Annotated in this window: 17 protein-coding genes; 3 read left to right on the plus strand and 14 right to left on the minus strand. The window is 52.6% G+C overall.

Annotated elements, in window-relative coordinates; translation table 11 throughout:
• The first annotated feature begins 169 nt into the window (after positions 1–169).
• The gene (locus AC5L4R_RS06435) at positions 170–454 is read left to right on the plus strand and encodes a helix-turn-helix transcriptional regulator (RefSeq protein ID WP_494473145.1); all 285 of its coding nucleotides are present in this window, start codon (positions 170–172) and stop codon (positions 452–454) included.
• 156 nt (positions 455–610) lie between these two features.
• On the opposite strand, the gene AC5L4R_RS06440 is transcribed toward AC5L4R_RS06435, so the two are convergent.
• The 13 genes from AC5L4R_RS06440 to AC5L4R_RS06500 form a co-directional block, all read right to left on the minus strand.
• On the minus strand, positions 611–754 hold the full coding sequence (locus AC5L4R_RS06440) for an AzlD domain-containing protein (RefSeq protein ID WP_494473097.1): 144 nt from the start codon (positions 752–754) through the stop codon (positions 611–613).
• Positions 755–1,034: 280 nt separating this feature from the next.
• Entirely contained in the window at positions 1,035–1,283 is a 249-nt protein-coding gene (locus AC5L4R_RS06445) for an AzlD domain-containing protein (protein WP_494473098.1), read from the minus strand.
• Entirely contained in the window at positions 1,280–2,023 is a 744-nt protein-coding gene (locus AC5L4R_RS06450) for an AzlC family ABC transporter permease (RefSeq protein ID WP_494473099.1), read from the minus strand. Before AC5L4R_RS06450 ends, AC5L4R_RS06445 begins: the two co-directional genes overlap by 4 nt.
• 89 nt (positions 2,024–2,112) lie before the next feature.
• Positions 2,113–3,243 carry a hypothetical protein gene (locus AC5L4R_RS06455; protein ID WP_494473100.1) on the minus strand — a complete coding sequence of 377 codons (1,131 nt, stop codon included), beginning with the start codon at positions 3,241–3,243 and terminating at the stop codon, positions 2,113–2,115.
• A gap of 13 nt (positions 3,244–3,256) precedes the next feature.
• Entirely contained in the window at positions 3,257–6,166 is a 2,910-nt protein-coding gene (locus AC5L4R_RS06460) for a hypothetical protein (protein WP_494473101.1), read from the minus strand.
• Positions 6,163–8,469, minus strand: coding sequence for an FtsW/RodA/SpoVE family cell cycle protein (locus tag AC5L4R_RS06465; RefSeq protein ID WP_494473102.1), 2,307 nt, complete (start codon positions 8,467–8,469; stop codon positions 6,163–6,165). The genes AC5L4R_RS06460 and AC5L4R_RS06465 overlap by 4 nt, the downstream gene beginning before the upstream one ends.
• A 42-nt stretch (positions 8,470–8,511) precedes the next feature.
• Positions 8,512–9,318, minus strand: a complete 807-nt coding sequence (locus AC5L4R_RS06470) for an RDD family protein (RefSeq protein WP_494473103.1) — start codon at positions 9,316–9,318, stop codon at positions 8,512–8,514.
• Positions 9,319–9,441: 123 nt separating this feature from the next.
• Complete coding sequence (locus tag AC5L4R_RS06475) at positions 9,442–11,802, minus strand: hypothetical protein (protein WP_494473104.1); 2,361 nt, start codon at positions 11,800–11,802, stop codon at positions 9,442–9,444.
• A 47-nt stretch (positions 11,803–11,849) separates the two neighbouring features.
• Positions 11,850–13,637 carry a PP2C family serine/threonine-protein phosphatase gene (locus AC5L4R_RS06480; protein WP_494473105.1) on the minus strand — a complete coding sequence of 596 codons (1,788 nt, stop codon included), beginning with the start codon at positions 13,635–13,637 and terminating at the stop codon, positions 11,850–11,852.
• The gene (locus AC5L4R_RS06485; protein WP_494473106.1) at positions 13,637–14,395 is read right to left on the minus strand and encodes a vWA domain-containing protein; all 759 of its coding nucleotides are present in this window, start codon (positions 14,393–14,395) and stop codon (positions 13,637–13,639) included. The genes AC5L4R_RS06480 and AC5L4R_RS06485 overlap by 1 nt, the downstream gene beginning before the upstream one ends.
• A 401-nt stretch (positions 14,396–14,796) precedes the next feature.
• On the minus strand, positions 14,797–16,002 hold the full coding sequence (locus tag AC5L4R_RS06490) for an amino acid aminotransferase (RefSeq protein ID WP_494473107.1): 1,206 nt from the start codon (positions 16,000–16,002) through the stop codon (positions 14,797–14,799).
• 136 nt (positions 16,003–16,138) lie between these two features.
• Positions 16,139–17,344, minus strand: a complete 1,206-nt coding sequence (locus tag AC5L4R_RS06495) for a hypothetical protein (RefSeq protein WP_494473108.1) — start codon at positions 17,342–17,344, stop codon at positions 16,139–16,141.
• 18 nt (positions 17,345–17,362) lie between these two features.
• A complete protein-coding gene (locus AC5L4R_RS06500) occupies positions 17,363–18,457 on the minus strand; it encodes a WavE lipopolysaccharide synthesis family protein (RefSeq protein WP_494473109.1) in 1,095 nt (364 codons plus the stop codon).
• Positions 18,458–19,121: 664 nt separating this feature from the next.
• Between AC5L4R_RS06500 and AC5L4R_RS06505 the strand changes: the two genes are divergently transcribed.
• Positions 19,122–19,553, plus strand: coding sequence for an MliC family protein (locus tag AC5L4R_RS06505; protein WP_494473110.1), 432 nt, complete (start codon positions 19,122–19,124; stop codon positions 19,551–19,553).
• A 129-nt stretch (positions 19,554–19,682) separates the two neighbouring features.
• Here the strand turns inward: AC5L4R_RS06505 and AC5L4R_RS06510 are convergent, their stop codons facing one another.
• Positions 19,683–20,741: an RluA family pseudouridine synthase gene (locus AC5L4R_RS06510; protein ID WP_494473111.1), complete on the minus strand. Its 1,059-nt coding sequence runs from the start codon at positions 20,739–20,741 to the stop codon at positions 19,683–19,685.
• Between the two features lie 191 nt (positions 20,742–20,932).
• Here AC5L4R_RS06510 and AC5L4R_RS06515 point away from each other — a divergent pair, with 191 nt between their 5' ends.
• Positions 20,933–22,090: an outer membrane protein assembly factor BamD gene (locus AC5L4R_RS06515; protein ID WP_494473112.1), complete on the plus strand. Its 1,158-nt coding sequence runs from the start codon at positions 20,933–20,935 to the stop codon at positions 22,088–22,090.
• Positions 22,091–22,120: the final 30 nt, after the last annotated feature.

The raw sequence follows: 22,120 nt of genomic DNA on the forward strand, positions 1-22,120 counted from the left end.
GGTAAAACTAGCCAATAGACGTTAATTTACGGCAATTTAGGAGGCTTTTATGCCAATTCGGTGACTTTCTTCACTTCTTTAACACCAATTCCAGTTTTTAGTTGAGTTTGAAATTGGTGTCGAGAGATGGTCGCTGGTTTGTGCAAAGGTCTCTATTATAAAAAATGATATCAGTGCAGAACATACACTAGAGTCACTTGCAAAGGCTGCTTGTCTTAGTGAAAGCCATTTCAAAAAAGCTTTCAAGAAACAATTTGGATATACACCTAAAGTTTATATTACTGAACTTCGTATGCAAATGGCTAGAGGTCTGATTATTAATACGGATATGCCTATCGCTATTATTGCTGAGAAATGTGGCTATCAAAATCTTTCAGCATTTATCAGGCGCTTTTCTCTTTATTATCATGTGACACCCCAGAAGTTTCGAGCTAAAAGACAGTCTTTATCTTAAACGGCTGTGGTAAAAATAACAAGTTTTTCTAAATACCCGCCTAAGCCTTTGCCTAATCGAAATAGCCTCAAGTTAGCATCTTTTTCTCATGCTGTCTTTTCTTTTTTTACCTCAGCATACTTTTCAAACCACGACCAACTTGTTTCATGGGTTTAATTAGCGTAACCCTAGCTTTTGCACCAAAACCATATAAAACGCTGTCCCAATCAAAATCGACAAAAACATGTTACGTCGCCATAAATGCAGCCCCACCACCAATAGCCCTGCTAAAAACTCAACCACACCGTGATACTGACTCAAGATATCGACGTTTTTATCATTCGTTGCCGTAAACCTGCGACTTCAGGCGGTGGATATAAGGCAATTGTTAAATGCGATAAGTTTTGCTATGCTCATCTCACTATATTCAATGTCTTACATTCCACAGTTAAGTTAAGACTAAATTGCGAGTACGCAGTGACTTAACTGGTAAGACGTTTCCAAACACACACTTAAGCTAATTCGTGTCTATGACAATCCTAACGGTAGGATTAGCTTAAAATAAGAACCTAAGATGTACGGTGTGTCGTACGGGCGGTTGCTATTGTCTTAGGTTTGCGGCAGGTCTAACCGTCTTGCAGAAGGAATCCCCGAACGATAGGGAGGGGAGGAAGTCAAAGCAATAAATGACCAACATGCCAAAAACTGCAGGCGGCAACGCCCTCCCTAAATATTGGATATACAGTGGCGTGGGACGGTGCGCAGGAAAGAGCCAAAATGGCAACCAACGACAGAGCTGTAATGCCGCGATAACCACCCCCAACGTCAAAAGTTGTTGGGATAATATCATTTTAACTCCTTTAGCTTATGGCAATTATTAGCATGTGGGGGCTGAAATTTGCGCTGAATTTGCTTGCGTCGTACGGTCAAAATCAGCAAAATTATCACCATCGCAGGAAATAAGAATATTTTTTCACCAAATACCCCTAGGCACAGCAAGGTTACCAGTAAACCTATCAACGAGCTTTCATGGGATGGCTCTTTGAGCCATTGCTCCAAAAAAATCACCAAAAATAATCCTGTCATGGCAAATTCAGCACCTTTTAAGCTAAAAGGCAAATAATCGGCTACCAGGCCACCCAACGCTGCACCTGCCACCCAGTATATCTGCAACAACGCCGTGACAAAAACCATATACCAACCATCATGGACTTGGTTTTTATTTACCGCTGCGTGTTGCAAGATGGCGAACGACTCATCGGTGGTGGCTGATACCAGATAGAATTTTTTATTACCCGCTTGATGAAAGCGAGGCAATAAGGCAATGCTGTAGAAAATTTGGCGAGCACTTACCATCAGCGTAATGACAAATACATACAATGGATTAAACGCCGATAACAAAAAACTTGCCGCAATAAACTCGACCGAACCTGCATAAATCAACGTTGCCATTAAAATTGGATAAATAGCGCCAAAACCTAAGCTTCGCATATAGATACCGTAAGCCATTCCCAACACAAGATATCCCGATAGGATAGGCAGCGTATTTATAAAAGCGCGTTGCAAAGATTTTTGTAGTAAATTTTTCATCAAAAGGATTTAAATTGGATGTCAATATTTGTTCGATCCACGCAAAAGTAGCCGCCTTATCCAAACCGCCTTTCGTGTACCGTTAGAAATCAAACCACAAACTTCACGCCCAAATTCAACTGACTTGGCAACACCGTCCCCGATTGTAACGCGCTATGCTCACTTGCGCTGGCTTTCGCAGCCGTCTTAAGCCCAAACGTCATATCCTCGGCAACAGCCACCCCCATCGCCTGTAGCTTGGGCTTTAAAATCTCATACCCGTAGGATACCAAACCAATCGCATCAGCCGCGGCTTGCCCCTGCCCTTGCGCTTGACTGGCGGCGGCGTTAAAACTGGCAAACATCTGCTCAACCCATGCCAGCGTCAAGCCATCGGCAGGCTTAAGCGTGATACTGCGCACGGTTTGCCCGATGAGCTGGGTGTGTTTGCGCTCGGCTTCACGCACAATCACCTCGGTCAAATAGCCGTAATGTGGCTTGGCACTGTGGGCGATATTGGGCAGTGGTGGGCGCGGTGCACTTGGTGCAGGCGGTGACGGTTGCGGCTGGATGGATGGTTGGTGTTGTGGCGGATTTTGCTGATACGGCGGCGCGGTATAGGGATTTTGGCTAACGGGTGGATGGATGGGCGCAGGCGCGATGGGTTGTGGCGGTTTTGGTATCGGCTGTGGTTGGTACGCTGGCGGATGGGGTGATAAATGTTGGGCAGGTACGCGCGTTGGTGGTGCAGACGGGCTTGGGATGGCTGGCGCAATCGGTGGCAGGCTGGCGGCAGGTGCGCTGGGCGCAGGGTATAGCCCGTTGTCGCTGCGTTCGCCATGAAATTGGGGCAGCAGCTTGCCAAGGGTGCGCTGGTACAGGCTTGGCGTGGCAAACTCGGCATCGGTGTCCGCGTCGTCCTCGGCGATGTGCTGGATCAGCAAGGTGAGCGTGTTGGCAGGGTCGGTTGCAGGATTTTTTTGTTTGGCGATAGACAACGGCAAGATGTGCGCATCAGGTACGGTGTAGCGCACGCCTTGGATAAACTGGCGATAAGCGGCGGCAAGTTTTGTGTTGTCTTCTACGTCAAAATTGGGCGGCACGGTGAGCTGTAGGCTTAGGTGGCGTAGGTTATCGACGGTTGCGCTGTACAAGCTAAAAAAATGCGTCAGCTCGCCAAAGACATCGCTTGGGTGGTTGTCGTCAATGATAAAGTGGTGTTGGGTGGTGATATATGCCATGCTGGTGATTGCCTTATGGGTGGTCGTTTGCCAAATTTGGGTTTGTTGCGTCGTACAGTTGTTTGGCCAATAACATGCCTGCTTGTACGGCGCGGTTGATGCCGTCGCGCGGATCATCAACCACGCCTGAGGTTTGCCAGTTACGCTCAACAAGCACGGCAACGGCTTTATCCCATTTGCCGTGGCGGTCTTTGATGCCATAAATAAACCATTTGTACGGGCGACTGTAGCACGATGCAGGCAAGGTTTTGGGTGCTTTGGTGGGGTTGTTGGCGGTTTTGGGGTTGCACAGGCTGGCAACTTGGCTGGTGGTGACATTGGCGGTGTACACCGTGCGCCCGTTTTGCCGTATGGGGTAGTTAAAGCCTGGTGTGCCTGTTTTACCAATCACCACACCGCGCGTCCAAGAACAGTCACCAATGGCTTGCTGACACGCGTTATACGCTGTGCCTGCGCGTCCGCTAAGCCCCGTCCCTGCCAGCAGCGTGCCTGAAACCAAGCTTAACGCGCTGTGGGCATCGCTTTGGCTGATGCGCACGGGCAGCATGGCTAAGTGGTCGTATTGCCCTGCTGGGGCATCACCGCGCCACGCTTTAGGGCGCAGCGGTATTTGCCCCACGCCCCACACGTCATCAATGAGGTGCGCACCCCGCCGCTGGCGGTCGCCGTTGTCGGCAATCAATAGGTTGGCAAACATATCTGCCGCGCCCAATACCGACACCTTGGCATTGCCTGCGCCAAAGACTTCATTCATGCTGGCATTGAGTAAGTCGCCACCGCGCCGACAGCTGCCATTCATGCGCCCACCGTTGGCGCTGACGCAGCTTTGCACCTGTTGTGGCGTGAATTCAAGCTGTTTGGCGGCATAGTCATGTTTGCCATCGGTGAGCATCACGCCTGCAAAATAACGGCTTTGTAGCATAGGCTTGGCGTTGTACGGCTTGCCAAATAGCAGGTCTTTAAAGCCACAATTTGGGTTGTTGGCTGTGGATTGACAATTGGCACTTAGGCCGACATCGTCGCTGGCTTTTTTGAGGGCAGGCATAGCACGGCACACACCGTCTTGCCCGCGTGGGACAATCAGTTGGCTGGTGGTGGTTTGGCAATACAAGAAGTTTGCCACCCGTTCGGTCGATGAGCTTGCCATGACTTGCTTCAGATAGCGGTAGGCTGCGCTGTCGGGATTTTTAAGGACAGGATTGGCGCGTACCAATGCCAACGCTTGTACGGTTTTGACAATTGAGCCTGGGTGTACGGTTTGGTACAGGGCGTGGTTCATGAGGTTTTGGCGTGTGTAGTCGGTCGCCCACAGGGTCGGGCATTTGGTCGATTTGGCTTTACCCAAATTGCTGTTGGCCAAACCGTCGCCATTGTCCTGCCGATAACACGCCGAATCGCTGCTGGCCAATGCCAATACGCCTTGGGTTTTGACATCCAGCACCGCAATGCCAACGCTACGCGCCAGTGCGTGTTCATACATTTGATTGGCGGCTTGCTGTAGGGCTGGTGACAGCACGTTGCGGCAATCGACATCGGCATACGGACTGTTGGTAAAGCAATCGGCGATATTTTGCGCCGCGGCTTGGATGGTCGGGTCAAGCGTCAATGCCATGTTGTAGCCGATTTTGATAGGCGCGCCATCAAGCGTGATGGTATTGACGGGCGGTGCAAACCAGCGTTGCCAAAAGTGGCGTTGGTCGGTTTGGCGTTGGTAGTGCTGGTAGGCATCTAGCAGTTGGCGGTCAAAGTGGTTGGCATGAATGTTGGACAGCTCGCTATACATCGTGCCAAGGTTGGCAGGCAAGGCGATCTGCTGGCTATCGGTGGATGCAATCACAGGCGCGTCGGATGTACCAAGCGCAGGGCTTAGCTTTAAACCGTTTAAGCCTGTATTTAGTGCGCTGCCAAGCTTGTCAAGTTTGTCAAGTTTGTCAAACGCGCTATTGGGTAAGCCGTTGTCCTGTTCAGGGGTGACCGCCCTGCCCTGTGCGTCGTCAGTTGTTGGCACAGCCTTGGTATGGTATGCCGCTTGTGCGACACTTGGCGGTACAAGTTTTGGGTGGTTGCACAGCTGATTTTGCGCGCCTTGTGCCCCACCAACAAACGCATAGCCACTATCAGTCGGCGCTTTGATGTACACGCAGCCTGCCAGCCCGTACCATGGGTTGGTTTGGGTCAGCCAGTTGGGTGGCAATTCGGCGGCACTAAGCGTGCCATCGACAAGCTGACGGCGCGCGCGGTTGGGGCGCTGCTCAAGCCACTGTAGCTGCATGAGCTTGTCGGGCGTTAGGGTGTTAAAGGCAAACGTCAGCGCGTCGGTGCTCACGCCTTGTTGGCAGGCGGCTTGCCACAGTGTGGTGGGCGCGATGTGGTAATGGTTGGCAAGGCGTTTTTGGCGTTGTAAGTCGGTCAAACGCTGGTCAAGGCGTGTGATGGCGGCTTGATACGGCTGCTGATTTTTGGTTTGGCTAAACGGGCAATTTGCACCATCGGGCGCGGCATTGATCGCGTGGGCGGCGGTGTTGCTGGCTGTCGTGACAGGCTCGATACTGCCGACCACCAGCGCCAACGCGTTTTGGTACTGCTCGGCATTGTAGGTGGTGTTTTGTGCGGTCAAAGGCGACAAATACCACAGCAGCCACCCACCCAAACCTAAGATAAACAGCACCAAAATTACAGTCAGGTTGGTTAAGATGGTATTGTATAACGCTTGGCTAAGCCGAAAATTGGCAGGCGCGCGGCTGTCGTCGCGCGATTTGCTCAGCGTGGTGGATTTGGACACAGCCGTATTTACTGGCGTGTCAGCTGTATGTTGCTCTGCCAAAGCGTCATCTATAACCGCATTCGCGGACACATCTGGCGCATCGTCCAACGTGTGCGCGTTTGGCTTGTCGTTTTTTGCAGAAATTTGCTTGTCTGTCATCGGCTTGCCTTGTTGCTTGCATGGTTGGCAGGATGGGTGGCAAAATTTGCCAACATCAGTTTGGGGCTAAACAGCGTTAGGCTAAACAGCGCGGTATTAAACCACAAATTGCTTGTCCCATAGCTGATAAACGGCAGCGTCACACCCGTCAGCGGCAAGAGTCCCAAATTGCCCGAAATCGTCACCAACGCTTGAAACACCGTCACCACCACCCACAGCAAAATCAACCACGCCAACCAAAAATAGCCGCCGTGTTGTAGCTGCGCCTTGATTTGCTCATTGCCATAAGCCAGTTGCTGGCGCGCCATCAGCCACAGCCAACCAAAATACACCACCATCAGCGCGATGGCAGGCGCGACCCCAACCACCGCCATCACCGAGGTAATCGTGTAGTCACTTTGCATTTGCAGCGGCACACCTTGGCAGCCGCTGAGCCGATAGCCGCACCACGGAATATGCCCAAGCCCATAACCCAAAGGCGGCACACTTTCACGAAACCAATGCAAAATCGCCATTTGGTCATTGCTGGCGATAAACGGATTGATCCACGCATTGACACGCTCGGCCGTGCGCGCATCAAACCCACTGATATTGACCAACGCCGTCAAAAGTAGCAGCAAAATCGCCGTGCTAGACAGCACGCCAAGCACATAGCCGCGCCCACCGCGCTGAAAAATCAGATTCGACAACGCCACACCGAGCAAAAACGTCAGCATAAAGCCGATGACCAGTAGCGTGCCTTTTTCATTGGCCAACAGCAGTGCAGCCATAGGCGGCAGCAATGCCCACGCCAATAACGCTGTCATCTTGTTACGTTTTGGCAAGATTTGCCCAATCAGTTCGCGTTGGTTGATTGCCAAAAACACCGCCAAAAACACCAGCAGCCACGCTTTGGCAAGCTCAGCAACTTTGGCACTGTCTGCGCGCAGCAGCACCGCCAGCCCCAAAAACCCGACCAATGCCGCGCAAAGCCACAGCCCTGCCTTGCGTCGCTCAGGCAGGTGCGTATCCCACAGCGCGTGCAGCAAGTTGCGCGCTGCCAAATTTTGCATTGCCCACGCCACAAGGCTTGCCAACGGACGCGCAAGGCTGACCATGACAAAACACCAAAACAAATCTTTAAAATGGTTTAAAAATAAATAACGTAACGATAAATAACTGCGCGTGCTCAAATCAAACACAATCAGCAGCCCAAAACAAGTAAACCCAACAAACAACGGATACAGCCACGCACTGGTTTTAAGCTCGCGGTTATCAGGCAGCCGTAGAAGCCTGCGCTCAATCGGCGCAAATGCACCTGCCGCGCACCACGCCACCCCCACACAAAACAGCACAATACCCACCTTAAACGGTGCAACCACGCCATGGCTGATGGCAGCCATCACCACACCCCATGCCACCAGTGCTTGCCCAATTGCCAAGACAGGGTGGCTGCGCTGCGCCAACACCAACAACGCCCACGTCACCCATGACCAAAGACACACCTGCGTAAGCAGCCCCAACGCGGTGAGGTTGCCAAACAGCGGCAGCAAGGCGCGTGCCTGCGCGGCTTTGGTTTGGTTGGCGTTGGTGTCATACACGCGCGCCACATCACTGGCAGCTTGGTTGTATAGCGCGGCTTTGGCAGGGTCATCGGCAAACAATTTGGAATACACAAAACGGCGGTTACCATCCGCCACCGCAAGCCATGCCAAAGTCTGTGCCAAACTCGCACTGGCGGTCGGCTTAGCGGCCAGTAGCGTTGCCACGCTGTCTAATTGCCCATCAGCGTTGAGGTTTAGCCAATCTTGCCGACTGTGCACGCGGTCTGCGCCAAGTATCACGCCTGTTTCGTTGCGCACCAAATCGGTTTGGCGTTGGTCGCGGCGCACCGTTTGCCATGCTTGCGCCAACGCGGTTTGCACACTATTGAGCTGCTCACGCGCTTGCGCGATACTGGTTTGGCGCGTGGCGGCATCTTGTAGGCTTGGGCAGGCCTGTGCCAACGTGCTGTTTGGGTCATATCCTTGCGCCAACGCACGGGCAAGGGTGGTTAAAACCTCGTCACCGCATACCGTGGCAAGCAGTTGTGGTTTGCTCACCCCATCGGTCGCGCTGGCAAGTTCAAGCGCGTACCGCTGCGATTTGCCCGATGTGCCATCACCATAACCTGCCAGCAAAAAGCCCACCACAAGCACCAGCCACACCAGTGCCAAACACAACGCTTCTTTTACCAATTTGGCACGGGTAGCCGCCGCTGTGTGTTGAACCACAGGCAATGCATGGCGCGAACGGGCAAAATGTGGGGAGCTAGGCGTACGCACAAAGGCCCTCCTTGTTAAAAATCACGTAAACGTGCGAATCAATCAACGATCAAACAATACCACCGTGCCTGCCAGCAGGTCATGTAGCGTCTGCTTACGCGCGGTGAACCACAAAATAAACGCAAACGGCAGCAATAGCGGCTTAATCAGCTCACGCCACAGCGCGCGCAGTAGCCCAATGCGTTGCCCCTGCATATCAAACACCCAAAGCCCCATGATGATTTTGCCAATGGTGGCTTGGCGCGAAAAACACGTCAAAACCGCATGATACAACCAATAAATACCAAACCCTGCCGCCATCAAAGCCTGCTCGTTGAGCGCGCGGATTTTAAACTGTGCCAGTAGCGGCGGCAAGGCAAACTGATACGCCAGCGCAATCAACACGCCAACCATCACCCAATCAAACACCAACGCCAACGCCCGACGCATAAAACCTGCATACACCATGCGGCTGGCAAGCCGATTGGCAGGCGTGGGCAAGGTGTCGTTCGCTGCATAAGACGCAGGCATGGCAGAATACGGCGCAGGCTGCTCATACGCAGGTGGATTGGTTGGATACGTGGGCGTAACCACAGGCTCAGCGGTAGGCGCAAACGGTGGCGGATACACCGCCGTGTTGGCATAGTCATGGGTCGGTGGGTTGGTGGTTGGATACGCATGGGCAGGCGCGGACGTGGGCGCGCTGTCATAAGCTTGGCTAAATGCACGGGTTGGCGGCACGTTGGTGGTGGCAGTATGGGGGGCAAGGCTGCGATTGCCGCAATTTGGGCACATCACGGCGGTTTTGGGCAGCACTTGCTGACAGGTTGGGCAAATCAAGGTAGACATGACGGGCAATGACTCATCCATTTAAGCAGGTAAGTGAGAAACTGGCGTGGGCAATCAGGCGCAAACGCATCAAAAATCGGCATATTGTAAACCAAATTCACCCTCACGTTTAAGCCGTTCATCGCTGGGTTGGCTCAAGGCAGTTTATGACCGCGTCCACGCATACGGCGGTTGGCAATTTGACGGCAAGCGGATGGCCGTGTGCTCAGCTTGGCGATTGAGCGTATCAAGCACACGCTGCGCCACGGGCACCAAATCAGGATAGGTCTTGGGATAATTCAGCAGCGCAGCGCAGCGTTTTGCCTTGTCATCAAGCAAATAAAACTGCGCCAAAAGCGTGCCCTCAGCAAGGCGCGTATCGCCATGTTGTTGTGCCAATGCCGCCGCCAATTCCATCATGTAAGTATTGGGCACACGGTTGGCGGCGCGCGGTGTTTGCAAGGCATACATGACAAACGCGCGCGCGTTAGGGTAGTTATTTTTTGCCAAATAAAACGCCAAATTTGCGCTGTATTCGCCATGTGTCGGTTGATTTTGCACCGCATGCGCTTGTAAATACAACGCAGCAGCAGGGTCACGCTTGTTCCAGTAGGCGTTACGGGCAGCAGTGTTGAGCTGTTTAGCCAGTGATTTGCTGTTGGCACTAGTCGGTAACTGATTAAAATACGCCATATCTGCCCTGCGAAACGCCTGTTGCGCGGTTTGTTCAAGCTGTGCGATGTCCTCGGCACTGTTTAGCTTATGCGCTAAGTTGCTTAAGGTTTTTAAATCGCGCTGACCGCTATTCTCGGTTGCCAACACACGATCAAAAAACTCGCCTGATAGCCCCAACGTGTCGGTATACAATGCGCGCGCGTCACGTTGCGCCCGACGGCTTGCCAGCCAGCCCGATTCGTTGGCAGGGTGCTTTTTTGCAAAGGCGGCAAGCTCGTGGTTGATTTGGCGGCGTGCGTCGGGTAGCTGCTGATTGATGGCCGCAAAACTGCGCGCGCTGGCGGTGTTGGCAGTTTGGGCTTGGGTGGTGGGTGTGCCATGGGTGTTAGGCGATGACATGTGGCTATACGCCCACAAACCGCCCGTACCCATCACAAACGCTGTGATAAAGCCCATCAACGGCGCAAGGCGGCTTTTTTTAGCCCGTTTTTTAATCGGCTGATTTTGGCTTGGCGAAGCCGAGGTGTCGGCTTGCGGTCTTTGATCGGTCGTTATTTTTGCTGGACGTGATGATGCTGTATTTGTTGCTGTGTCATTGGTCGTATCATTTACTGGATGAATGGGCGCGCGCTTGGCAGCATTTTGCGCTTGGTTAAATTCAGGAATAATCGGCACAGGTGACGCGCTGGGCATCGTTTGATTTAAACTGGGTTGGGTTAAATGTGTTTGGCTTGGTGCAGGCGTGGCGGCTGGGCTAAATTCGCCTGCGCCCAACAAAAAACATCGATGGCACGGCTTGCCCAAAAAATGGATATGGCTGGCATCATCAGGAAATGCGCGACAGGCAACAAACTGCCGCTGACGGCTTAGTTCACGCAGATGCTGCTCCCAGTCATGCGCTGTCGGGCGGTCATCGGGGTTGGGCGTTAAAAACGCGCGGTCGAACATCTGGCGCGTGCCATCATCCCAAAACGTGTGAATACTCGCCTTAAGCGGTGCAATCTCGGGATGGCCTGCTAAGCCATAAGCATACAGGCGTTCTTTGATAAACTGGTCGGTGTTGCGCTGGGTTAAGTTGCGCAGCCGCTCAGACAACGGGATAAAATAAAACGGGTGAATGCCAAAGTTTAAAATTTTAAACAGCTCAATTGCCAACACAAAGCGGTCATGGCGTTCATCAAGGCGGCTGATGTCCTTGTGCTCGTGGTATTCAGGGCTGGTCATCTCAGGCGAAATCACAGGCGCAGGGTACACCTGCCCGTGTTCATCGGTGATGCGGTAGCTATCGCAATCGATAAACCCAACGATAAAGCCCTTGTACGCGTCATTGGCTGGCGTGCCTGCCTCGGGCATCAAGCGCAAATTTTGTTCTTTAAAATCAATAAACGCATGGCCATGCGCGTGCAAATCTGCCATCAACGCGCTGATATTGGCGCACAGTTGCACGCGGTAATTTAGGCTGTTTTGGTAGGGGGTCAGCCGCGCCGCCTCGCGCGGATACATGAATGGATTGAGCGAAATGGAGCGCTCAAAGTCCAGCTCGGGCATGGCATAGCCCATCAGCCGCCCGTCATCGGCAAACACCAAATATTGCACCCACGCAAATTGCGTGTAGCGTGTGCCGTTGATGAACTCTTGCACATGCGCAGGTGGACGCGCCAGCATGGTTTGTAGCTTGGCAAGGCTTGGGTTTTTGGGGTCATCGCGGCGTTTAAATACCTTGGCAACCAACCGCCCCGTACCAAACAAATCACCGATACGATACACCACGCCCATGCCACCTGCGCCAATTTGCTGGTTGGGCGCAAGAGACAAGGGGTAACGTTGGGCGTTGTGTAGCAAATAGGGCATGGATGGTTTGACCTTTTTAACTGGGCTGATTGAAGGACCATACAAATTTATTGTGCGACGGGCTGACTGACGGCAGCACTGGCAGGCACATTGGCTTGCGTGATATCAAACGATGGCGGTAAATACCACACGCGGCTTGTGCCAAGATAATTTGGCGTGAGCACCTCGCCCACCCCGTGTGGCAACACCAACGCGCGCGCATCACCAGCCGCGATGGCTTGGGTCGGCTGCAACATCAAGCGGCAATAGCGGCGGCGATGGTCGCTTGTGACATCGGGCAACGGCACGCCGACACGGGCAAGTGTTTGGTTTTCGGCAGGCGTGACCTCATGGCAAGCGATATCATAAGTTAGCTTAATATCGTCGTTGGACAAGCTTAACGTATGCCATGGCAAAATTTTGGCAGCAAGGCTTGGTGGCGCGGCGTTGGACGCTTGTACGGCGCTGGTGGGCTTTGGCTCAATCGCTGATTGCGCCGTTTGCCCAGCCACGGGCTGCACCGCCGATGCGCTTAGGTTTTGGTCGGTGCTATCATCGATGATAAACTGTAACGTCCATGACTGGATAATGCCGCGTTGGTGCAAGCCTTGCGGCGGCAGGGTCTGCCACATCGCCAGCGGCTGTGTCGGTGCAAAGCTTTTTGTGGCGGTGGTCATCACAGGCAATGCTGGCCTAGGCTGTGTGCTGGGGTTGCTGTTCGCTATCTTGGGGGCTACCTCATTTTGCCTGTGGTCAGCATTCCACAGCAGCGCACCCAGCCCTGCCAGCACCGCCACACTTGCCAGCACCGCCACATTGCGCCGCTGTTTGGTTGCGGCTGTTATCACAGAGTCGGCAGGCAAGGCAGACACGGGCGCGCGGTTGATGGTGCTGGCAGAGGCAGAGGGCGCGGCTGAGGTTGGCGGCGTTTTGGCAGAATTTGCCGACACCGTTGCCGATATCGGGGTGATACCGCGATAGCGTTCAGGCTGTCTTAGCAGCACGACTAAACTTTTGTCATCGCCTGTCAAACGGTAGGTGGCAGGGCTGGCAAGCGCGTCTTGTAGCATGGCCTCACCATCCGCGCGTGAGGTACTGGCGCACAGATTAAACACGACATTGCCAAAAAACGGGCGATACACCTGCGTTTGTGTGCTTGCCCCCATAAATACCAAATCACCGCAGCCGTCCGACATCAATGCCAACAAATCCACCGCGCTGATATCCAACCAGCGTAGCGTCAGCTGGTTTTGCCAATCGGCTTGGGTGATAAACTGCGTTTCATTGACATATTCACCATTCTCACCTGCCAGCACCTGTAAATCGCTAAAATAATCCACCTGCGCCGCTGGATTTTGTCCTGTATCGGTAGCACGGGGCACAAAACGGCTGGCCATCAGTGGGCTATCACCGATTTGCACCAACAGTGCGGTATCGGCAACCAACAACACAGCGGTGAGCGTGGTATGAAAATCACGCAAACTCTGTCCTGCTACCATCTGCTGCGCCAGTTGGTCGCGAATGTGACTGAGGCGTTCTAGCACAGTTTGACTGACCGCTTGGCGTGCCTGTGCAGCGTTGTTATCGACCAAACCCTGCCCGATGGCAAACAACGCTTGCCCCACCGCTTGGCAAAAATAATCCGCGCCCTGCTCACTGTGCTGCGCCGAGCCCGCCCCGTCACACACCACCGCCACCGTCACGCGCGTATCCTGCCACACGCCTGCGCGGTCTTGGTTAGGTAGGCCGCTGTCGATATGCGCCTTGCCGATGCTACTGGCAACAAACGCCTGCCAAACACGGTGTTTTATGGTCGCATCCTCTGTGGTCTTGGGGTGTTTAAAAGCGGTGGTCATCAGTTTTGTATCGTTGCCCAAGGCGAGATGCTACCAAGCTGCACGGTTTCGCCGGGTGCAGATTGCGACATGGTTTTGAGGCTTGCCGACAGCCACACAAAAAACTCAACAAACTTCACCGAATTGAGCGGCATCGGTGGGGTCAGCGTTGATAACTGGCGCAACGTGTTAAGCTCTTGCGTGCCTGCGTCAATGGCAATCGGATAAATGATACACTGCCCGTTTTGCTCAGCGGCTTGGCATTGCTGCGCCGCCGCTTGCCACACGTCGCGGTTATCGGTCGGTAGCCCGTCGGTCATGGCAATAATCCACGGGCGCGTGTAGCTGATGCCATTGTCGCGCAAATTGGCGCGTTCATCTTCAATCAAATTTAATGCCAATAACATCCCCTGCCCGAGCGGTGTCATACCGTTTTGGCGAAACACAATCGGCATAAAATCCACCGCATCTGTCCACGTCATCATCAATTCTGCCGTGTCATTGGGGCCGCCAACGATCACAATCGCCAGTCGCACGCGGTTACGCGCCGTTTCATCGGTCATCAGGTCATGATAAAACGCGGCAATGCCTTCGTTGAGCATATCAATACGCCGTTTGCCATTGCCTGCCGCGATTTCCATTGACCCCGACAAATCCAGCACCAACACACACAACGTGCGCTGGGCGACGTTGTTGCCGTAGTCAATCGGACGAAACTGGCTATTGCCTTGGGGGGCGTGGGTTTGTGACGGGTAAGGGTTGGCAGGCGTGGGCTGCATACGGATGCTCCTTGTTTGCAATTTAGGCTTGGGCGTTTAGTGTAGCAAAGTTGGCAAGCAGGCGGCGGTTGGGTGGAAGCAATTTGGCTAAATTTTTTTAAATCATCAACAAAGTATGGACCATGCAAACACCGCCTCTACCCAATGGCCATACTAAAAGCAGCTAAAAAACGGGTGAATGACAAAACGCTCATCATAGCCAACCTATGTACAAGCAATTTTGCTGCTATGGCTGACTTTGGTAAACCAACCACACTCACCCAGATAAAGCCGCGCCACTAAGCCACCAAACAAGCCACCAAACAAGCCACAAAATCAACCGACAATCACGCATAGACAAATCCCCCTACACACACGCGTAAGGGGATTGTTGATTCACGAACACTGCGCCTATCGGACGATTAGGCCTGCTCATCTGCCAATACCGCCGCCATGGCGTTGGCGATATAATCGATGTTGCGTGAATTCAAGCCTGCCACACACATCCGACCGTTGCCTACCATATACACGGCAAAATCATCTTGCAAGCGTTGGACTTGCTCAGGTGTAAGGCCTGTGAAGCTAAACATACCGTTTTGCTTGGTGAGGTATTCAAAGCTGCGCCCTGGGACTTTTTGCTCAAGCACGTCGCGTAGCTGTGCACGCATGGCGCGGATGCGGTCACGCATGGCGTATACCTCGCCAACCCACTGCTCAAACAGCGCGTCATCATTCATCACGATATCGACCACATGCCCACCGTGTGACGCTGGGCTTGAGTAGATGCGGCGGATGGTGTATTTAAGCTGTCCATGCACCAACTGCGCTTGTGCCGCATCTTGGCACACCACCGACAAGCCGCCCACGCGCTCGCCATACAGCGATAGGTTTTTAGAAAATGAATTGCTAACAAAAAAGCTTAGCCCCATATCCACCGCGCGGCGAATGGCGTACGCATCGGCGTCCATATCCTCGCCAAAGCCTTGATACGCGATATCCATAAACGCAAGCAGACGTTTGTTTTTGATGACCTCAAGCACCTTGTCCCATTGTTCGCGCGTCAAATCCACGCCCGTTGGGTTGTGGCAGCAAGGGTGCAACAATACCACATCATTGGGGTTTAGATTATCCAAAAACGCCAGCATATCATCCATGCGTACGCCGTTGGTGGCAGGGTCATAGTACGGATATTTGCCAACCTCAAAACCTGAGCCCTCAAAAATCCCGATATGGTTGCCCCATGTTGGGTCACTGACATAGCATTTGGCTTCAGGAAACCACGCATGGATAAAATCCGCACCGACTTTAAGCGCACCTGAACCACCAATCGTTGCTACGGTTGCCACGCGGCCATCTTTGACCACTTGCGCATCTTTGCCAAATAGCAAACGCTGGCACGCCGCCCGATAGCCTGGCAAGCCATCCATCGGCAAATACGGACGCGGCTTGATGGGGTTAGCAATGCGTGCTTCGGCTTGTTTGACCGACTCAAGCACTGGCAAGCGTCCATCGTCGTCGTAGTACACGCCCACGCCCAGATTGACCTTATCTCCGCGCAAATCTTCGTCATGCTTTTGCATCAAGCCCAAAATCGGGTCACCAGCATACGCCGTTAAATGGCTAAACATGTTAGCTCCTTGTGGTGGTTAGTAAAGGTTGTTTATCGTCATGCCAAATCTTAAAAAATGGGCATAGCATAGCACTTTGTCAGCCAAACATAAAGCCTAGACCAAATTTTGCCAAAAACCTCAAGGCACGCGGCCTTTAACGAATGGCCACCCAACTGTAATTTTTGAGCATTCTGCCCAAGCCGTTTTTCCAACCGCGCGCGCTTGGCATATAGGCTTGGGCGTGGTGTAATTCAAAGCCGTATGCCTGATTGCCATACGCCATCAAAAATTCGCCATCCAAAAAGCCTGACTGCCCGATGACAAAACCGCTGCCTTGATTAAACTTAGCCTGCGCGGCATTGCCAAGTAGGGTGGCATTGATGACCGTATAGCCATGACCTGCATTGTGATTGGCGGTTGCCTTGGTGATGTCAATGCTGGCATGATGACGGGCAAAAAAACCGCCCAAAGTATTTTCATTGGCCATACAGCGATTGGCAAGGATGCGTCCGCCATTGTCGGCAAAAAAACCATAACCAAAGTTTTGATACGCATTGGTGCGCCGATTGATACTGTTGGCACTTAACACGCCATTGTGCAATGCCAAATAGCCATAGCGGTTGTCATTGGCACTGCTGTCATGACACCACAACGAACCATTGGTAAGCGCGTAAAAGCCTGCCTTGTGGTTATGCGCCGCGTTGCTACAATCAGCATTGATAAATCCGCCCGATTCCGCGCAAAACCCAAAACCCAAATCCTCAACCAAATGCGCGCAATGATACGCCTCACAATGCTGGGCATCCATCGAGCCTGCATACGCAAAAAATCCAACATCGCCAGCAAATTGCACAATCACCCCAGGCTCACAGCGGACACTTGCGCCATACCGCGCCGCAACCCCATAATAAAAATGATTGACGCGTACCTTTGAGCCGACCAGCAACTGGCTATTATAAGCGCACATAATACCTGCGCCATAGCTTTCGTCTTGCCAATGCCCGTAGCCCAAAAACCCCCCATGCCCATTGATGGTCACGCCATCGATTTTATAAATCCCATTACCGCGCTGCAGCAAAAACCCACAGCGATTGTGCAAACTGCTAAAATGTAACTGTACATTTTCTGGCTGGTTGATATTGCCGATAATCTCAACCTTGTCACTAAAAAAATCAATCTCAATTTGGTCGAAATAATACTCACCATCGGCGATTTTGATTTGAAAAAAGCGTTCATCGCCATAATCGGTAATTTGGCGTTTGCAATAACTGAGCGCATCAGCAATACTGGCAAATCGACTGGGAACGGCGAGTATCTGAAAGTCTGGCTGACCAAAACTTAACTGCTGAAAACGTGCCATAAGCCTGACCGCGCCTATCTAAGGATACAGCCGCGCCAAAACATTATGCCGCTTGGGTGGGTGTTCGCGCTCAAACGCCACACGCGCCGCGCGTTTTTGCCGCGCCCTTGCCTGCGCGTGGGTCAGCCTTGCCGTATCGGGATTGGGCAGTTGCCAATAGTCACAAAATATCTGATACCAATCATCATGGCTGATACAATTAAGCCGCATAAATTCATCGCTATACGCCCAGCCGTATTTTGGCAACGCCAGCCCAAACTCTGCCGTATCAAGTACAATGACATGACGCGCCAAAAAATCTTGGTGCGCTTGCAAAATCCTTGGCGTGATTTGGTTATAATACGCTGGCGTGACAAACCCCTGTGCATGGGCATAATGCGTGGCAATGTGCTGCTCTACCGCCAGCCGCGTACGAAACGCATCGTTGCCGTAGCTTGCCTCTATGTCATGCGCATGATACTCAAAATAACGCGCATCCGCCTCACGCATCAGCGGCACCGACCAATACGCCTGCAACGCCGCCGTGGTAGCAAACTGTGCCCAATCGCTGATATGATACGCCATGTGCTCATACACATTCGGGTCAATGGTGAACAAATGCGGCACGACAATCGGCTCATACGGTGGCGTTGGGCTTGCGTGGATGGGGGTAGACGCGTGTTGGGGGTTGGCCAAGGTTTGACTGGCTAAGTGACTGGCTAAGACGCGTTGCTGATAGTCTTGATAGTAGCCAAGTAGGTGATCGCAGGTTAAATAGCTATCTGTACGCAGCTTGATGGCATATGGCGTGGTTACTGCCTGTAGCCCTGCTGCGGTGGACACAATTTGCCGATTGACATTGTTGGGTGCATGATAACCAAATTTGATATTTGGCAACCCACCGGGGTCAGGCGAGCGCACGATGGCATCAATACCCAGTTGTTCCGCGGTTGCCAAATCAGCGGGCAGTGCCACATTTTGCCACGTTGATAAGATGATTTTGGCGTGTGGATAAGCGGCTTTGGTACGCGCCACATTGTATAAAAAATCGCTGCCATCATCCCTGTTTGTGCCAAGGTGTCGCGTATTGACCCCACCTTGAAAAATAATACTAACTTGATTGCTCTCTAGCATTACAGTGTTCCAAACCTTTGACTTCCTGCCCTCGCTAACCAAAGGCTGGGGATTTTTTACAAGACGGTCAGACCTGCCGCAGGCCTTAGCCCGTGGCAACCGCCCGTGCAACACACCGTACACCTAAGGCTCTTATGTTAAGTTGGTGCGACCGTGAGGGTGGTTGTATGGATAGCGCAGCAGACACAAAACCCACTTAAGGGTGTTTGCTAACGGTTACCCGTTAAGTGACGGCATCTGCGTAATCTGGTCTTAATCTAACGGTTGTTTGTCAGACATGGTATAGTGTGTAACGAGTATAGCAGCACGGATGGTATTTAACAAATTTTTGTATACCAGCCCTATGCCCCTAACGCAGCGTGCGTAATCTTCCGTCCAAATTAAGGGTTATTGGGCGAGATGTTAGCCGCATTGTGTGGTATCATGACGACAAAGGTTGTCGTCAATGTAAAAACCAAACATTGATGACGCCCAATCTGTTTTGCTGACGCGCTAAGATTTAGTGCTGCGTAAAACTCTCCCCATGCCAATAGCATTTAGCGATGGTGGCATGGCACGCGGTGGCAACCTCTCACGTTGCCATCGGTCGCAAAAACCTCCCCACTAGACCTAAGGCTGTTGGGGGAAATAGGTCAAGTCATTTTAGCTTTTGAAGGACAAAACGATGAAAACATTGCTACATATCACCACCGTAACTGCCTTAAGCGCAGCGGCTTTGGTTGGCTGTAACTCAACCGCCCCCAATAACGCCAAAACCACCACCGCGGTGCAAACCACAACCACCACCCAAAATGTAACCCAAACCGTCGCTCAGCCTGTCGTCGTGCAAACCACCCAAGCTGCCACGCGTACCTTCCGCTGCCAAAACGGCTTTATGCCCAAAATCACCTATCTAAACACCAACCAAGCACAAATCAGCGTGCAAGGTAAATCTCAGGTGCTAAACATCGCCACGTCAGGGTCTGGCGCGCGCTATGTTGCAACCACAGGCTTGTGGGGCACAGGGGCAGAATGGCACGAAAAAGGCAACGAAGCCATATTTAACTTTAGAGGTACAGACGGCTCAACCGTAGAAACCGCTTGCCAAGCGCTATAATGGGTTCAGGTGTTTAGCCAACGGGATTAATCAAGTTTAGATTAATCCTTTACGCATCATCTTTGCCACTTAATGGTTTGAAAACCTTGAAAACAAAGTTATTCCAGCAAAAATTTTTATAAATTGGCGTCACGATAAACCATTGACCAACACCTGCATATCCGCTGCCAGTGGTGCTTGCACGCGCACCGCCTGCCCAGTGACGGGATGGACAAAGCCCAGCTCATACGCGTGCAACGCTTGGCGCGCAAAACCATGGATCAATGCCTGCTGTGCTGCGTCAAGATTTTTTAGCAACGCTGCCGTTTGGCGTGCCGAGCCATAGACAGGGTCGCCCAATAGCGGACAGCCAATATGCGCCAAATGCACGCGAATTTGGTGCGTGCGGCCTGTTTCTAGGCGTAAATCTGCCAACACCAGCCCATCGGTGATGGCGGTTAGCTTGTCAATATGCGTTCGCGCAGGCTTACCGCTGGATGTCACCGCCATCTTGGTGCGCTGACTGGTGTGCCGTCCGATGGGCGCATCAATCGTGCGCGGTAGGCTGGCAAGCGCGGCGGTATCAGTCAATACCAATGCTTGATAACGGCGGTACACGGTTTTGTCTTTGAGCTGCGCTATCAGTGCCAGCTGGGTTTTGTGGTCTTTGGCGATGATTAACAGCCCTGTGGTGTCTTTGTCAATCCGATGCACCAACCCTGCGCGCGGCAACAGGCGACTATCAGGGTAGTGGTACAACAGCGCATTGACCAGTGTACCTGTCCAGTTGCCTGCCCCTGGATGCACCACCAGCCCTGCAGGTTTGTTAATCACGAGTAAATACGCATCTTCAAAGACGATGTCTAAAGGAATGTTTTCGGGCAAATCCGTTTGCGCGGCGTGCAATGTCGCATGAAGTGCAATCACGTCACCTGCCTTGACACGGTATTTGGGTTTTTGTGCGGTGCTATTGACGGTCAAATCACCGTCGCTCAACCAGTTTTTGACCTGCTCACGCGAAAAATCTGCCAACCAATGGCTTGCAACCTTGTCAATGCGTTCACCTGCTTGTGCGTCATCCACTGTCATGGACTGCTGCAACCGCTGCGCCATCTGGGGCACGGCAGTCGTAAGTGTGGGCGCAAGCGCGTCGCTGTCGTCATCAAATTCGGTTTTGCTATCGTCAAAGGCGGTTAAATCGGTGGTCATGGTACGCTACTTGGCTAGACGGGGCTAAAGTGGTCATTATAGCATGGTTATGGGTGTTGAAATTTCACTACAGCCCTGCCGCCAAAATATGCTAGACTTAGCAGAATTTTTTACGGTTCATTGTTGCGGTTGTTTGCAGTTTTTTTAGACAAAGGGCGTGAGCAAAACGCGCCAAACAAGAGGTTGTCGCCATGCGGTTAGGTCAAGTTAATGTCATCTCAGTACGCTTGCTGGCGTTGGTGCTGGCGTGTTCGGTTGTCACCACAGGCTGTCAGACGGTCAAGGGCGTATTTGGCACAGGCAAAAAAGACGACATCCCAGCCACCCAAGCGCGTACCACCCAACAAGGCTACTACAGCGAGGCACAAAACTACCTTGCCAAAGGTAGCTACGCGCGCGCCATCGCCACCTTAAAGGATTTGCGCACGTTTTATCCTGCAGGCGAGTACGCCGAGCAAGCCTTACTTGACCAAATGTATGCCGAATTTCAACATGGCGACTATCTAGACGCGGTGGCAAGTGCCGAGCGTTTTATCCAATCTTACCCAAGCAATCCGCAAATCGCGTATGCCTACTACGTGCGCGGCGTGGCCAACATGCAGGTTGCCAATGATGGTTTTTCTAAATACACCAACCTAAACCCTGCCCACCAAGACATGGGCTATTACCGTGTTGCGTTTGCCAATTTGCAAGAGCTGATTGCACGCTATCCCAATAGCCAGTACGCACCCGATGCCGCGCTACGCCTGCGCTATTTGTACAACCTTTTTGCTGAGCATGAAATGAACGCCGCGCGTTGGTACATCAAGCGTCAGGCGTACGTCGCCTCTGCCAACCGCGCCAAATGGGTGTTTCAATACTACCCACAAAGCGAGGCCATCCCTGAAGCCATCGCAACCCTTGCCTACAGCTACCAACAACTGGGCATGACCGACACCGCGCGGCAATACCAACAGCTGCTTGCCATCAACTACCCACAGCTACTTGACCGCAACGGCAACGTACGCCTAGAAGAAGCGCGTACAGGCTCAAACTGGCTCAACAAAGCCACGTTGGGCTTACTTGGGCAAAGCGCGACCAACCGCGACCTATCAACGGCCCAACCTGTGACCACAGGCGCGACCAAAACGCAAGTCATCCAACCGTCTTTGCAGCAACAAGCCGCCATTCAGCAAGCGGCAGGGCTGCGTCTAGCCGACACCACCAACACCGTGCCGAATGTACCCACCACCGCGCCGCGTGCAACTGTACCAACTGCGCCAGAGGCTGACCCTGCTGCCACCAATCCCTTGGACAATATCAACTTTGGCTTAGGTCTGCCGCCTGATAATACCAGCCCTGTCAAATAAGTCTTTGTAAAAAACGCCACGACCCCCATT

The sequence above is a fragment of the Faucicola sp. SE7633 genome (assembly GCF_059264685.1).